Origin of the sequence: Nodosilinea nodulosa PCC 7104, assembly GCF_000309385.1 — a bacterium.
Taxonomy (GTDB): Bacteria; Cyanobacteriota; Cyanobacteriia; order Phormidesmidales; family Phormidesmidaceae; genus Nodosilinea; species Nodosilinea nodulosa.
Genome location: NZ_JH976537.1, coordinates 3,418,967 through 3,431,962, shown reverse-complemented (window position 1 = coordinate 3,431,962; position 12,996 = coordinate 3,418,967). Strand labels below are relative to the sequence as shown.

Genomic DNA, 12,996 nt, shown 5'->3' with positions numbered 1-12,996 from the left:
TAGCAACTATGAGAAATACGGCTTTGCTGGCGCTAAACAGCCAAAACTTGCCCTATCCCGACCCTTTGCACCCCATTGTTGTGCATTTTGTGGTGGCAATGGTGCTGTTCGCCTTTGCCTGTGATGTGGTGGGCTATTTTACCCATCGGCAGCAGCTGTTTGAGGTTAGCTTTTGGAACTGGGTGGTGGCCTCCCTGGCGGTGTTTGTCGCCGTCATGGTTGGCCAGCTGGAGGCGGGGCTGGCCCAGCCCTACGAGGTGGCCCAATCCACCCTAAATTTGCACACCCTGACCGGCTGGGTGCTGTCGGCGGCGGTGGTGGCTATCACGGCCTGGCGATTTGTCATTCGCAGGCGCAATCCCCTTAAGCTGCCGGTGGCCTACCTGGGGGTTGCCACCGCCCTGGGCCTGCTGGTCGTCTTTCAGACCTACCTGGGTACTCGCCTGGTGTGGGTCTACGGCCTGCATGTCGAGCCCGTGGTAGAAGCTATGCAGCGGAGTGCGCCATGACGGCAGAGTTAATCCAGTCTCTGGGGCTAAAGCTGGGGGCGAACGGCCTGCCCTACGGAATTCCCCTGCACCCCATTCTGGTGCATTTCACCCTGGGGCTATTTATCATCGCCATTCTGTTTGACATTGCCGCCAGCCTCTTTCCCCTGGTGCAGCCCATTTTCAAGACTTTCGGCATCAGCGCTGTGCGAGAGGGCCTCTACGATGTGGGCTGGTACAACCTGGTAGCGGCGGCCGGGATCACGGTATTCACCGTGACCGCCGGGTTCTTTGAGCTAATGCTGGCCGATCCGCCCGTGGCGGCCAAAAGCGATTGGGGCCTCACCGCCGCCCAGGTCATGGTGCTCCACGGGGTCGGCGGCATTTTGCTGCTGGGGATAATAGCCGCCATGGCCGTTTGGCGGGGGCTACAGCGCTACCGCTGGCGCACTGCGCAGTCCCGAGAAGTGCAGTGGAGCTACCTGCTGGTCGGACTGGCCATGCTGGGGCTGCTGTTTGTGCACGGCACCCTGGGAGCCCAGATGGGAGACCAGTTTGGGTTCCACAACACCGCCGCCCAGCTCATTCGGCATAACCAAGACCCCAACACAGCCCTGGCCCCGTAGCCGTACAGGGCTCCGCGCCAGGCGGCACCCTCCGGAGCATACCTGGTTCCTGAAGACTGACACATACCCGCCGTTTCAAATCGCTTCGCTTCCCTGCACCCTTAGCCCCCTACTCCCCCATGGCCCAAGACCCACGACCCACAATTATTCTTGGCGGCGGCTTCACCGGGTTGTTCACCGCTCTGCACCTGAGCCGCAAGGACCACCCCCACCCGATCTATTTGATTGATCAAAACGATCGGTTTGCCTTCAAGCCGCTGCTCTACGAACTGATGAGCGGGGAGATGCAGGATGAGCAGGTTTGTCCCACCTACGAGGCGCTGCTGCGGGGTAGGCCTATAAACGCGATCGCAGGCACGGTGCGGGACATTGACCTGAAGCGGCGGCGGGTTTCCCTGGAGTCGGGGCTGCACTACGACTATGGCCGCCTGGTGCTGGCCTTGGGCAGCGTTACCAGCTACTTTGGCATCGAGGGGGCGCGCGAGCATAGCTTTGCCTTTCGGACCCAGGAAGACGCGATCGCCCTCACCCAGCACCTACACCACTGCCTACAATCCGCCGCCCAGTGCGACGATGCCCAGGCCCGCCGCGCCCTGCTGACGATGGCCGTGGTGGGGGCAGGTCCCTCTGGAATTGAGATGGCGGCCACCCTGGGCGACCTGCTGCCCCTCTGGTACGCCAAGCTGGGGGGCGATGCCAAGGAGATCTCCATCGTGTTGATCAACCGGGGCAGCGCCATTCTGGAGGGCGATATCAACAGCCAGCTGCGGCAAACGGCAGAACTGGCCCTACGCCAGCGCACCGTGCCCGTGGATCTTTGCCTCAACGCCGCCGTGAAGGCTGTTTCTGCCGAACAGCTCACCTACGAAACCGACGGCAAAACTGTAGCGCTGCCGACCCACACCGCCATTTGGACCGCTGGCACAGGGGTTCATCCATTGATTAAAGGGCTGGATATTCCAGACGAACACCGCGACAAGCATGGCCGCCTGCTGGTGCAGCCCGAGCTGCAATTGCCCGACTACCCCGAGGTCTTTGCCGGGGGCGACTGCGCCGGGGTAGACGGTCAGTCGCTGCCCCCCACTGCCCAGGTGGCCTACCAGCAGGGGGAAGGCATCGCCCACAACCTTCACGCCCTGGCCACCGATCAGCCCCTGCGCCCGGTTGAGGTCAACCTGCGCGGGTCGCTGCTCAAGCTGGGCATTCATGACAGTGCCGCCAATCTGTTCAACCGCTTTGAGGTCAACGGCAACGTCGGCCACCTGATTCGCCAAGGCACCTACCTGGAGCTACTGCCCACCCCCATTCACGACATTAAGGCCACCGCAGAATGGCTGACCGATGAAGTCTTTAACCGCTACTACCCCCCCAAAGCCGAGACCGAGACCGAGGCCGAGGAAAAACAGCAGTGGGCCCTGGCGGGGATAGCGGGCCTTGCCGTGGCCTGCGTGGTGGCTGGTGGGGCGATGGTGGGCTGGTGGGCCTTTAAATCTCAGCCGTTTCACCGGGTGCCGCCGCCCCAGCAGGAATCCTCTAAGACGCCCGGTTCCTAGGACCGCGTTTTGCCTGGTGGGTGAGCCTACGTCGTTAGCAATTGAGAAGGTGTATCGATGGCCATGCTTTTTGAACCCCTGCAGCAGCGGGATGTCACCTTTCGCAACCGGATTGGGGTATCGCCCATGTGCCAGTACTCCAGCGAGGAGGGCCTGGCCACCGACTGGCATCTGGTGCACCTGGGCAGTAGGGCCGTGGGCGGTGCGGGTTTAGTTTTTACCGAGGCGGCGGCGATCGCCCCCGAAGGCCGCATCTCCCCGGCGGACCTGGGCATCTGGTCCGACGATCACATCCCCAAGCTGGCGGAGATTACCGCCCTGATTCGCCGCAGCGGGGCGGTAGCGGGCATGCAGCTGGCCCACGCCGGACGCAAGGCCAGTACCGCACCCCCCTGGGAGGGAGGCCATACCCTGAATGAAGCCGAGGGGGGCTGGGGCGCGATCGCCGCTCCCAGCCCTATTCCGTTTAACCCCACCGATCCGGCCCCGCAGGCTCTAGATGGCGGCGGCATTGAGGCGGTCAAGCAGGGCTTCGTGCAGGCGGCCAACCGGGCCGTGGCGGCGGGCTTTCAGGTGATTGAAATCCACGCCGCCCACGGCTATCTGCTCCACGAGTTTCTCTCGCCCCTGAGCAACCACCGCACCGACGACTACGGCGGCAGCTTTGCAAACCGCATTCGCCTTGTGGTGGAAACGGTGGCGGCGGTGCGGGCCACAATTCCCGACGCGCTGCCCCTGTGGGTTCGCATTTCGGCCACCGACTGGGTCGAGGGCGGCTGGGATATTGAGCAGAGCATTGCCCTGGCCCAGAAGCTCAAGCCCCTGGGCATCGATCTGGTGGACTGCTCCTCGGGAGGCATTGTGCCCGACGTCAAGATTGCCGTCGGGCCGGGGTATCAGACGCCGCTGAGTCAAAGCATTCGCCACGGTGCCGACATTGCCACCGCCGCCGTGGGCATGATTACCGCCCCCGAGCAGGCCGAACACCTGATCCGCACCGGCCAGGCCGATATGGTGCTGCTGGCCCGAGAGCTGCTGCGCGACCCCTACTGGCCCCACCGGGCCGCCAAGGTGTTGCGGGCCAAAGATCACCCCTATCCAAAGCAGTACCTGCGAGCGTGGCAGTAGGGGCAAACGGTCCTTGGCTTGCCCGTACATTGGGATTAGCCAAGCCGGAGGCATCGGTCAGCAACCCCAGATTTGGCCGCGCTGAACTATGCCCTGAGTCTGAGGGATGAACCTGACGAGAACTTTAGGATGAAAAGCGTGGCTTTAACCTGCGGCCCTAAAAGCAGATCAGGCAATTAGACGGGAATCCATGCCGTTCCATTAAAGGAGATCAACCATGAAATATCGACAGCTTGGCGACAGCGACCTCACCGTTTCGGAAATTGCCCTGGGCTCATGGCTGACCTACAGCGGCGGTGTCGAGCGGCAGCAGGCCGAAGCCTGCGTGCACAAAGCCTTTGATGTGGGCATCAACTTCATCGACACCGCCAATGTCTACGGGCGCGGGGCGGCGGAGTCGTTTTTGGGCGAGGTGCTGCGCGGCATCGATCGCAGCTCCTACGTGCTGGCTACCAAGGTCTACTTCCCCATGTCCGAGACCGACCAGGGGCTTTCGGCAAAGCAGATTCACAAGCAGATCGACGCTTCCTTGCAGCGGCTGGGCACCGACTATGTGGATCTCTACCAGTGCCACCGCTACGACAGCGACACCCCGCTGGAAGAGACCATGACGGCCCTGAGCGAGGTGGTGCAGCAAGGCAAAGCTCGCTACATCGGCTTTAGCGAGTGGAAGCCCGCCAAGATTCGGGCCGCCCTGAACCTGCCCAACGTAGAGAAGTTTGTCTCCAGCCAGCCCCAGTACTCGATGCTGTGGCGGCAGCCCGAGGACGAGGTGTTTCCCCTCTGTGCCGACCACGGCATTGGGCAGATTGTCTGGTCGCCCCTGGCCCAGGGCGTGCTGACCGGCAAGTACAAGCCCGGCGCAGCGCCCCCGGCCAACTCCCGCGCCGCCAACGACAAGATGAACGGGTTTATGCGCGAGCTGAGGAGCGATCGCGTCCTCAGCGCCGTTCAAAACCTCCAGCCCCTGGCCGAACGGCTGAATATCTCGATGGCCCAGCTGGCCCTGGCCTGGATTTTGCGCGATCGGCGGGTCAGCGCCGCGATCGTCGGGGCCAGCCGCCCGGAGCAGCTGGCGGACAATGCGGCGGCTTCCGGCGTTGACCTGGATGAGACGACGCTGCGCGAAATCGATATGGTGCTGGCCCCGGCGCGCCCCCAGGTGGTTAGTTAGCCCCCCAGCTTGTTTTACCCATGGAGGCCGGGCGGCAGTGGCAAAGTCGCCCGGTCTAGTCGTTCACCTAATCCCGCACCGCTCTCCAGGCCATCGATGCCATGCCCAGCAGCAGCTGGTGGCGAAGATCGAAGAGCGGCGGACCCTCGCGATCGCCCCCCTCAGCGATGCGGCGCAGCACCCCGGCCTGCACCTCCCGCTCTGAGATGGCACCGTCATTGTCCTGCTCTGTAGACTGCGACCCGTGGCGATCGCCGCCAAGCTGGGCAGCTACGGCCACACCGGCCAGTCCCACGATGCCGACCCCCAGGGCCAGGGTCTTCCAGTTCAGGCGTTGGGCCACCGTCAGCTCTAAGCTGTCGGCCTGGGCCTGGTCATCAAACTGGCCGTGGGCGCTGTAGCTGTCCGGCGGCAGGGGTTCCCACAGATTGCTGCGGCGATCGGCGGCGATCGGCTGGTCGGTTTGCTGGCCGCTGTAGCCAGAGCTGGCCAGGTAGCGATCGAGCAGGCCAGGGGCCAGCTTGGTGCCCCAAATCGCCTCTACCGTAGAGCCGCCCACAAACAGCTCGCGGCGATCGTGGTGGGCCGACCAGACAATCGCCTCCGCCGCCACCTCGGGCTGAAAGATCGGCGGCACCGGCTGGGGCTGGTGGGTCATGGTGGTTTTAATCCAGTTGAACTGGGGGGTGTTGACGGCGGGCATTTGCACCATGGTGATGTGCACATTGCTGTGGTCGTGCAGCAGCTCGCAGCGGATGGAGTCGGTGAAGCCTCGAATGGCGGACTTGGCACCGCAGTAGGCCGACTGGAGCGGAATCGAGCGGTAGGCCAGGGCCGACCCCACCTGCACGATTGTGCCCCGATCCCTCGGTTTCATCCGCCTTAGAGCGGACATGGTGCCGTACACGTACCCCAGGTATGTCACCTCCGTCACCCGGCGAAAGTCGGCCGGCGCAATGTCGGTAAAGGGCGACAAAATCGAGGCCATGGCGTTGTTGACCCAGATATCAATGGGGCCAAGGGTTGCCTCCACCGCTGCCGCCGCCGACTCTACCTGGTCGGGGTCCGACATATCGGTGGGCAACACCAGAGCCTTACCACCGAGGGCTTCTACCTCGCGCTGGGCGGCCTCCAGCCCGGCTCGGCTGCGGGCCAGCAGGCCAATGTGGGCTCCCTGCTTGGCAAAGGCCTGGGCCGTGGCTCGGCCAATCCCGGCGGAGGAGCCGGTAATCACAACGACTTCAGGTTTAGAGGATGTCATGGTTGGTTCCTTTTTACGTTCAACATTTAGGGGGGTAGGGGAGTAGGGGGGCAGGGGAGTAGGGGAGCGGCTTTCTGGAGGGTAAGGTGAGGGGATAACAGTTTTATCTGCGCTCTTGCTTCCTTTTCGCGTCCACGCGTCTTCTCCATCCTCCCCACCCCCCTGCTTCCCCCTACCCTCCCAGTTCGCTCAACACAAAGGCCTTCAGAAAGCCGCAAACCGTGACTAGCCCGGCAAAATCATGAGCCTGCTCAAAGGCTTCCGGCATCATCGTGTCGGAGATCATCGCCAAAATGGCACCGGCTGCGATCGCCAGGGTGGCGGCAATCACTTCGGCAGAAAACTGGCTGAAGAGGCCATAGCCCACCAGGGCCGAGGCTCCAGAGGCCAGGGTATAGATCGCGGCGCCTGACAAAAAACCGATAGCGGTTGAGTCAAAACCGTCTCGCTGGTAGGCGTCATCCATCAGCTCGAAGGCGAGGGCGGAAATCAGCACTCCGGCACCAAAGGCCATAATGCCGGCAATGATGCGACGGGAAATCTTGGTGTAGTAGCCGAGCACTGCCCCCAGCAGCAGGGCCGATCCACCCAGGAGCCCCCATAATCCGGCCTGTAGTCCTAGCGGCATCTCGGTTTTTCTCCTACAACACGGAACAGTTTGCTCAGAACAACTCGGATTGCGTGTGAGCCATTGGTGTGTGGTCCACTTGGGTGTGGCCCACCGCTTGCAGACCTTCCCGACCCCGCGTCACATGACCTCTTTGATTTTTTGGCGCAGCAGCCACCAGTTCACCGGGTAGCTGGTGAGGAAGCCAGCCACCATGCCCAGCTGCATCATGAACCAGAACACCGGGGTGGTTGGCTTCAGGGTCTCCGGCGTGAACAGCAGAAAAAGGGCGATCGCCATCCAGCCATACATGCCCACCTGCCACGCCGTCAGCGAGAGAGTGTCAGCCTTGACGGCAGCCCTCAGCCCTTCCCCCGCCGACAGCCCCTTCATCGGTTTAATGGTGAAATACTGAAATACGATGCCAAAGGTAAACGCCACGACGTAATCGATCGTCCAGGCGCCAAAAATGTGGCTACCAAAGATAACAATCGGCACAAAAAAGACAAACCACTCGGCGCAAATATCCGCCAGGGTGCAGCCGCTGCCGCAGTGAAACGCGCCAATGGCAACGCTCTGCCAGAAGGGCTTTTTCTGGTTGGGCGGCGCTTCGCCTCGCTCTTTGGCCCGCTGAACCCGCCGCTTGCTGCTTAACTGCCCCACGGAGTAGTAAGCATACAGCCCAAGGGGACCAGACCAAAGCGCTGTGATAATCCAAACCCAATTCATAATCCACATGTTTTGGGAGCGGCGAAAAAACACGTCAGCAGCGATGATGACCGCGCAAATGCCAGCGGCAATCAGGGAAAAAATAGCGAGGTCGTGCAGCCAGATAGGCATAGGATAAGTCTCTGAATCAAACGCAATTTAGCTATTAGTTAGCTGGCTAATGAAGCTGGCTAATGAGTTGCCCGGAAAATAAGCAGGCCGCCCCGATTAAACGATTTTCCTCAAGAAAATGACATCCCTTAGCCAAAGTAGAAGTGCTGCTTGCGCCACAAAAGACACAGCGTTTCTCAGTAGAGTGAGATACACCACAGCTGGGGTATAGCCCTCCTAAGATCTAGCGGTCTAAGTTTTAAGCTGTATCCCCTTGATAAGGGGGCGGGGAATATCATCGCAATGAATTTCACCCGAGTGAAACCCGTTACACCATCATTCCAAACATATTTCCAGATAAATTAATTGTGGATCGAATCGAAAAATATAGACTCTATCCATAGCGAGAATCCCCAGAGAATCGGCGGTTAGAGTACTCAAAGAAAAAATGAAAATACAGTGAAATAAGCACTATTCCGGAAGGGTTATCTCTATCATTGCCAGTGAGCAGGTGTTTTTAGAAGCTGAATGGTTATATACAGTTGGATGCCCATGCTCCCTGGGATCGTAAGCGTCCCTAGAACTGTCCCTAGAACCTGGTGGACTGACAAAACCCTTGAAACTCTCATGCCGTCGCAGGTTGAGCTGGCGTTAGCGAAACCCAACAAAACCGTTACTGCGTCAACGACTCCGCTCAGGGGACGTTTGCTAGAATCGTTTTGGGACTATCTTTTAGACTCTCTTCTTGGAATCTTTCTTAGGATCTGCTGATGTAATGGGGCGATGCAGGGGGCTTGCAGCTAACCTAGCTAAGATGTATTTAAAGGTGGCTCAAATGGAGAAAAATACAGCATTCTGTGACAAAATTGACGGCCAAGGACGTTTGGGGACGTCTGCCTTGTCACAAAAATTAATCTTTTGGCGATCGCTTCCATCGAGTCATTTATTTGCCTTAAAATATTTTCAGCATATATTTTGGACGTGAAATGCTGTGCTGCTTAGGCTTTTGAAATAATTCAGCAGGATCAAAATTCCCTCCGAGATGGCTGAAAGTAACGGTTCTAAATCAATGCAATTCGCAACTCTTCAAAGAAAACTAATATCGTTCATCGTCTATCTCAAAAAGCTTCTAGTTCTCCACTATCGATCGCTGCTGCTGCTGCTGCTGGGAGTTTTTGTACCACTGAAAGTTTTTGGAGAACTGGCGGAAGAAATCTGGGAAAAGGAGGGGGGATTTCCGTGGGATGAGCCGATCCTGCTGGCCATTCACTCGACCGCTTCCCCGCAGCTAGACACCGTGGCCATTACCCTGACGCAGTTTGGCGTCTTCTGGGGCGTGGTGCCAGCGTCGATCATCGTTACGCTGATTTTGTGGCGGCAGCGCTACTGGCGATCGCTGGCCTACTTTCTCACCACTACAATTGGGGCGGCGATCATCAACATTGCCGCCAAACTGATGCTGCAGCGGGTCCGCCCCACCCTGTGGGTCTCGCCTGCCCCGGAGCTAGACTATGGCTTTCCCAGCGGCCACGCCATGTCGAGTATGACCTTTGTCGTCGCCCTGGTGATTTTGCTCTGGGGCAACCGCTGGAACTGGCTGGTGGCCACCCTGGGCGGCATCTTCGTGCTGGCGATCGGCTGGACCCGGCTCTACCTGGGCGTGCACTACCCCAGCGACATTTTGGCCGGCTGGACCGCGTCGATCGCCTGGGCCGTAGGCGTCTCCCTGCTGATTAAGCCCAATTTGATCAAAGCCCCCCCTCCATAGCGATTGGCCCCGGTCTGCCCACGGACTGTCACAGCCGCCGTCAGCTAGAGCTGCCCCTGCTTATGGTGGCCATAGCGCTTGGTCAGGGGGGTATCGGTGAAGCCAAAGGCCACGACGGAGGCGCAGATCAGCAGACTGGTCACAACCCAAACCGACTGCAAATGGGTGCGCTCCAGGGCCACCATGGCGTAAAACAGCGCCGCCACCCCAATCGGGCCAAACCAGCCCATAAAGAAAGCATCGTCCCAGCTGTGCAGGGGTTTGACCCACCGCTTCAGCAGCAGCAGGACAGGCAACCGCCGCAGCGCCAAAATTGCCAGCCCCAGCAGCAATCCGGGCCAGCCTAGCTCAACCCACTGCCGCCAGGGAATCGCCAGCCCCAGCAGTAAAAACACCAGCAGGGCAAACAGAAGTTCGATCGCCTGCTGCACGTCATACTCCTCGTGGATTGGATCGTTGCCCACCATCAGGTTGAGCACCAGCCCCGCCACGAACACCGCCAGAATGCCGTCGCTATGGAGCAGCTTTACCGCCGCCAAGACCAGGACCGCCAGCGCCACCGTAAACGAAAAGAACGATCGATTGTGGGTGGTGTTGTGCGCCTCGGCCCAGTGGGCCAGTCGCCCGGCACCATAGCCAATTAGCGCCCCCAACACAATCGCCCCGCCTACTTCCCACAAAATGGTTCTGGTCAGCCAGTGCCACAGGGCCTGGTGGGATGGTTGGTTGAGCAGCAAAATCGGCAGCAGCACCAGGGGATAGGCCAATCCGTCGTTGGCTCCCGATTCGACCGAGATCGTATGGCGAATCTGGTTGGGCAGCAGGCGCTGGGCCAGCGGGCCGGTGACAATGGCAGTGGCGACCACAGGGTCGGTAGGGGCGGCGATCGCGCCGATCAGCATTCCCACCCAAAAGGGCAGCCCCAAAATCCAGCAGACCAGCAGACCGCTGACCAACGCCATCAGCGGCATTGCCACCCCCAATAGCACCACCAGGGGTCGCCAGTGCTGAAACGGGTAACCCCTGGGCAAGCGCAGAGCAATGCCCATAATCTGAATCGCCAGGGTGAGTCGGGCCGTCTCTTGCAGAATCACGAACGGATCGCCAAAGTCAGACAGCCGAATCCAGTCGGTGACCGCCGGACTGAGCAAAACTCCCACCGCCAGAGCAATCAGCGGCTCAGACAGCCAGAGCCTAGCCCGCATGGGATTAGAGAAAATGCCCATCAGCAGCACCAGGGCGCTGAGGGTGAGTAAAGCCAGATTAATTTCGGTCAAATTGGGACTCACTGTTTCAACCAACCGTCAGGATTGAGCCACGGTCGGAGCCTGAGCGTCGCCAACCCGCCCCGCAGGCGGCACCTTTGCAACTCTGGCGGGCCAAAATCGTGCCAACGCAGCTAGATATGGTCAGGGTTGAATGGGTGTCTGAGGTCGCCGACCGGCGCTATGCATGGCCCTGGATGGCCTAGCTCAATGGACCTGTACCTTTAGCTTAGGTAGTGAGCCCCTGGGGACATCTACCCGAGGTCATAAGCAGAGCCGATCCTCAACCCGCAGGCGCACTGGCCCGGTGCGCTGCCTCGCGGCGATCGCCGCCGCCAATCCGGCTTTTGGAGAACCGATATTAGCCATTTTGCGCCTCCGGACTTGCTATACTAAACGGTTTAGTTTAGCCTGTAGACAGATAGAGCGTTTGGGTTTCTACTATGGTTTCCAGACTACAAATCAACCTTCCCGATGCGGAGCGGGAGGCCCTTGGCCGGGTCGGGCTGGCTGGCCTGAAGGCCATGGCAAGCCTGCACGGAACTCCCTCCGCCAAGACGATGGCCGCCATGACCGGCGTGCGCGATCACCTGCTCCACATCGATCTCGACCTGGAGAGTCTGGAGCCCCTGCCGCCCCAGGAGCTGGCCCGGCGGCTAATCGCCATTGACAGCGATCCCCAATGGCGGGAGCGAATTTTGCGCGGCATGACGCTGATCGCAATGTTCGATGGCGACCCCTCCGCCGATCACCTCAGGCTGCTCAGCGATACGGCTCGGGCTTTTGGCGTAGACGATGCCCCCGTGGCCACCTACCGCAGAACCATGGGAAAACGGCTCATGCTGCTGCGGCTCGATATTGCCCGCCGCAGCTTCCTGGGGGCAGCCGTTAAAACTACCCTGCGCCAGGAAGGTCTCCCCGGCGCATTGGCCATAGCAAAAGTCTTGCTTGGCCAAGAAGACAAGGCCATGGCCAGCCGCTACCGGGCTCTAGCAGAGTACCCAGAAGGCAGTTTTGGCCGGGCCTATGCCGACTTTATTCTTCGCAATGGCTTTAACTTCCCCGGCGAGGTAGGTGGACCACCCCCGCCAGCTATGCTCCACGACTGCTGCCACGTCCTGGGCGGCTACGGGACAACCGCAAAGGAAGAAGGGGGCGTGGTCGGCTTTCAGGCTGGCTTTGAAAAGCTCGATCCTTTCGACGTTCTGATGTTTGTAATGGCCGAGTTTGAGCTGGGCATTGGCACATCACCCTACATTCCGGGCGAAAAGAACCTGCTGGACCCTGAGTACATCTTTGCGGGCATAGAGCACGGCACCCACGTCAATACCGATCTGCTGACGGATATGAATCCGTGGGATTACTTCGCCGACCCGCTGGTGGATGTACGTCAGCGGTTCAACGTGCTGCCCCGGGGGAGGGAGCCTGAATTCGCCGATGATGTGGTTGAGCAAGGCGACTAAGCGAGGAGAAACCGGGTTTCTGTACCGGGGTTCGAGCCGCCGCAGGTTTTCTCTAAGGCCAGGGCCATTACCCTACCAGCACTGGCCATCGCTATAGTTAATAGCGTGAGTACTCGTCTCAATAGAGGGGAGCAAATTTAGCGATGACTCTTGAGCAGCTCCAATCCCAGCTGATGGCCTTGTCTTCCCAGGAAAAGGCCCAGGCGATTCAGATGCTAGTGGCCAGTCTTAGCGGTACCTGGGTAGGCATCGAAAAAACACCTAACGTGATGGGGGGCGATGCCTGCATTCGTCAAACTCGCATCCCCGTATGGTTACTCGTGAGCTTGCGGCGGCAGGGAGCGACAGAAACGTATTTGCTAGAAGACTATCCTGATTTGACCGCTGCCGATTTAGCCAACGCCTGGCTTTACGCCAGCGCAAATCCTGAGGAGATTGAGGGGGCCATTCAGCGACAAGCAGCGGCTTAATCAAACATGGCTCGACTCTATGCCGATGAGGGGTTTCCCAGAAAAGTAAGCCATCTGCTGCAAGACCTAAACCATGATGTTTTAACGGTTCAAGCGGCTGGGCAAGCCAACCAGCGTATCCCTGATGAGCAAGTGTTAGCCTTTGCCACCAGCCAAAGTAGGGCTGTCTTGACCGTCAACCGAGCTGACTTTATTCGGCTCCATAGGCAAAGCCCTGATCATGCTGGCATCATTGTCTGCACAGAGGATCTGGATCGTCAGCGGTTAGCCAGTCGGATAGATGCGGCTATTCTGGCGGCGGGCAGCCTGGCAGGCCAGTTAATTCGAGTCAATCGCCCGAATCTCTAGCGGGCTTCTGCGTTCATAGTCAATCC

13 protein-coding genes are annotated in these 12,996 nt (G+C 59.7%); 9 read left to right on the top strand and 4 right to left on the bottom strand.

What is annotated here, in order from left to right:
- Positions 1 to 8 precede the first annotated feature (8 nt).
- The 5 genes from LEPTO7104_RS0115770 to LEPTO7104_RS0115750 all read left to right on the top strand — a co-directional run bounded on the left by LEPTO7104_RS0115770 (position 9) and on the right by LEPTO7104_RS0115750 (position 4,969).
- On the top strand, positions 9 to 509 hold the full coding sequence (locus LEPTO7104_RS0115770) for a DUF2231 domain-containing protein (protein ID WP_017299546.1): 501 nt from the start codon (positions 9 to 11) through the stop codon (positions 507 to 509).
- Complete coding sequence (locus LEPTO7104_RS0115765) at positions 506 to 1,114, top strand: DUF2231 domain-containing protein (protein ID WP_017299545.1); 609 nt, start codon at positions 506 to 508, stop codon at positions 1,112 to 1,114. Before LEPTO7104_RS0115770 ends, LEPTO7104_RS0115765 begins: the two co-directional genes overlap by 4 nt.
- Positions 1,115 to 1,233: 119 nt before the next feature.
- Positions 1,234 to 2,667, top strand: a complete 1,434-nt coding sequence (locus LEPTO7104_RS0115760; RefSeq protein ID WP_017299544.1) for an NAD(P)/FAD-dependent oxidoreductase — start codon at positions 1,234 to 1,236, stop codon at positions 2,665 to 2,667.
- A 57-nt stretch (positions 2,668 to 2,724) separates the two neighbouring features.
- Positions 2,725 to 3,795 (top strand): NADH:flavin oxidoreductase/NADH oxidase, encoded by a 1,071-nt coding sequence (locus tag LEPTO7104_RS0115755; RefSeq protein WP_017299543.1) that lies wholly within the window; start codon positions 2,725 to 2,727, stop codon positions 3,793 to 3,795.
- A 217-nt stretch (positions 3,796 to 4,012) separates the two neighbouring features.
- Positions 4,013 to 4,969, top strand: coding sequence for an aldo/keto reductase family protein (locus tag LEPTO7104_RS0115750; RefSeq protein WP_017299542.1), 957 nt, complete (start codon positions 4,013 to 4,015; stop codon positions 4,967 to 4,969).
- A gap of 67 nt (positions 4,970 to 5,036) precedes the next feature.
- Here the strand turns inward: LEPTO7104_RS0115750 and LEPTO7104_RS0115745 are convergent, their stop codons facing one another.
- From LEPTO7104_RS0115745 to LEPTO7104_RS0115735, 3 genes are all read right to left on the bottom strand, one after another.
- Positions 5,037 to 6,230: an SDR family oxidoreductase gene (locus LEPTO7104_RS0115745; RefSeq protein WP_026072763.1), complete on the bottom strand. Its 1,194-nt coding sequence runs from the start codon at positions 6,228 to 6,230 to the stop codon at positions 5,037 to 5,039.
- A gap of 172 nt (positions 6,231 to 6,402) precedes the next feature.
- Positions 6,403 to 6,858 carry a ZIP family metal transporter gene (locus LEPTO7104_RS0115740; protein ID WP_017299540.1) on the bottom strand — a complete coding sequence of 152 codons (456 nt, stop codon included), beginning with the start codon at positions 6,856 to 6,858 and terminating at the stop codon, positions 6,403 to 6,405.
- Between the two features lie 120 nt (positions 6,859 to 6,978).
- Complete coding sequence (locus LEPTO7104_RS0115735) at positions 6,979 to 7,677, bottom strand: DUF4396 domain-containing protein (RefSeq protein WP_017299539.1); 699 nt, start codon at positions 7,675 to 7,677, stop codon at positions 6,979 to 6,981.
- A 1,048-nt stretch (positions 7,678 to 8,725) separates the two neighbouring features.
- Here LEPTO7104_RS0115735 and LEPTO7104_RS0115730 point away from each other — a divergent pair.
- The gene (locus LEPTO7104_RS0115730) at positions 8,726 to 9,424 is read left to right on the top strand and encodes a phosphatase PAP2 family protein (protein WP_017299538.1); all 699 of its coding nucleotides are present in this window, start codon (positions 8,726 to 8,728) and stop codon (positions 9,422 to 9,424) included.
- A gap of 44 nt (positions 9,425 to 9,468) precedes the next feature.
- Here LEPTO7104_RS0115730 and LEPTO7104_RS0115725 read toward each other — a convergent pair whose 3' ends face one another.
- A complete protein-coding gene (locus tag LEPTO7104_RS0115725) occupies positions 9,469 to 10,713 on the bottom strand; it encodes a cation:proton antiporter domain-containing protein (protein WP_225886994.1) in 1,245 nt (414 codons plus the stop codon).
- A gap of 419 nt (positions 10,714 to 11,132) precedes the next feature.
- Here LEPTO7104_RS0115725 and LEPTO7104_RS0115720 point away from each other — a divergent pair, with 419 nt between their 5' ends.
- From LEPTO7104_RS0115720 to LEPTO7104_RS0115710, 3 genes are all read left to right on the top strand, one after another.
- The gene (locus LEPTO7104_RS0115720) at positions 11,133 to 12,152 is read left to right on the top strand and encodes a hypothetical protein (protein WP_017299536.1); all 1,020 of its coding nucleotides are present in this window, start codon (positions 11,133 to 11,135) and stop codon (positions 12,150 to 12,152) included.
- A 143-nt stretch (positions 12,153 to 12,295) separates the two neighbouring features.
- Complete coding sequence (locus tag LEPTO7104_RS0115715) at positions 12,296 to 12,622, top strand: DUF433 domain-containing protein (RefSeq protein ID WP_017299535.1); 327 nt, start codon at positions 12,296 to 12,298, stop codon at positions 12,620 to 12,622.
- A gap of 6 nt (positions 12,623 to 12,628) precedes the next feature.
- Positions 12,629 to 12,970, top strand: coding sequence for a DUF5615 family PIN-like protein (locus LEPTO7104_RS0115710; protein ID WP_017299534.1), 342 nt, complete (start codon positions 12,629 to 12,631; stop codon positions 12,968 to 12,970).
- Positions 12,971 to 12,996 lie beyond the last annotated feature (26 nt).

Bases quoted from the DNA above. Each gene is read 5' to 3' on its own strand.
- LEPTO7104_RS0115770 (WP_017299546.1), top strand. From the start codon at position 9: ATGAGAAATACGGCTTTGCTGGCGCTAAACAGCCAAAACTTGCCCTAT.
- LEPTO7104_RS0115765 (WP_017299545.1), top strand. From the start codon at position 506: ATGACGGCAGAGTTAATCCAGTCTCTGGGGCTAAAGCTGGGGGCGAAC.
- LEPTO7104_RS0115760 (WP_017299544.1), top strand. From the start codon at position 1,234: ATGGCCCAAGACCCACGACCCACAATTATTCTTGGCGGCGGCTTCACC.
- LEPTO7104_RS0115755 (WP_017299543.1), top strand. From the start codon at position 2,725: ATGGCCATGCTTTTTGAACCCCTGCAGCAGCGGGATGTCACCTTTCGC.
- LEPTO7104_RS0115750 (WP_017299542.1), top strand. From the start codon at position 4,013: ATGAAATATCGACAGCTTGGCGACAGCGACCTCACCGTTTCGGAAATT.
- LEPTO7104_RS0115745 (WP_026072763.1), bottom strand. From the start codon at position 6,230: ATGACATCCTCTAAACCTGAAGTCGTTGTGATTACCGGCTCCTCCGCC.
- LEPTO7104_RS0115740 (WP_017299540.1), bottom strand. From the start codon at position 6,858: ATGCCGCTAGGACTACAGGCCGGATTATGGGGGCTCCTGGGTGGATCG.
- LEPTO7104_RS0115735 (WP_017299539.1), bottom strand. From the start codon at position 7,677: ATGCCTATCTGGCTGCACGACCTCGCTATTTTTTCCCTGATTGCCGCT.
- LEPTO7104_RS0115730 (WP_017299538.1), top strand. From the start codon at position 8,726: ATGCAATTCGCAACTCTTCAAAGAAAACTAATATCGTTCATCGTCTAT.
- LEPTO7104_RS0115720 (WP_017299536.1), top strand. From the start codon at position 11,133: ATGGTTTCCAGACTACAAATCAACCTTCCCGATGCGGAGCGGGAGGCC.
- LEPTO7104_RS0115715 (WP_017299535.1), top strand. From the start codon at position 12,296: ATGACTCTTGAGCAGCTCCAATCCCAGCTGATGGCCTTGTCTTCCCAG.
- LEPTO7104_RS0115710 (WP_017299534.1), top strand. From the start codon at position 12,629: ATGGCTCGACTCTATGCCGATGAGGGGTTTCCCAGAAAAGTAAGCCAT.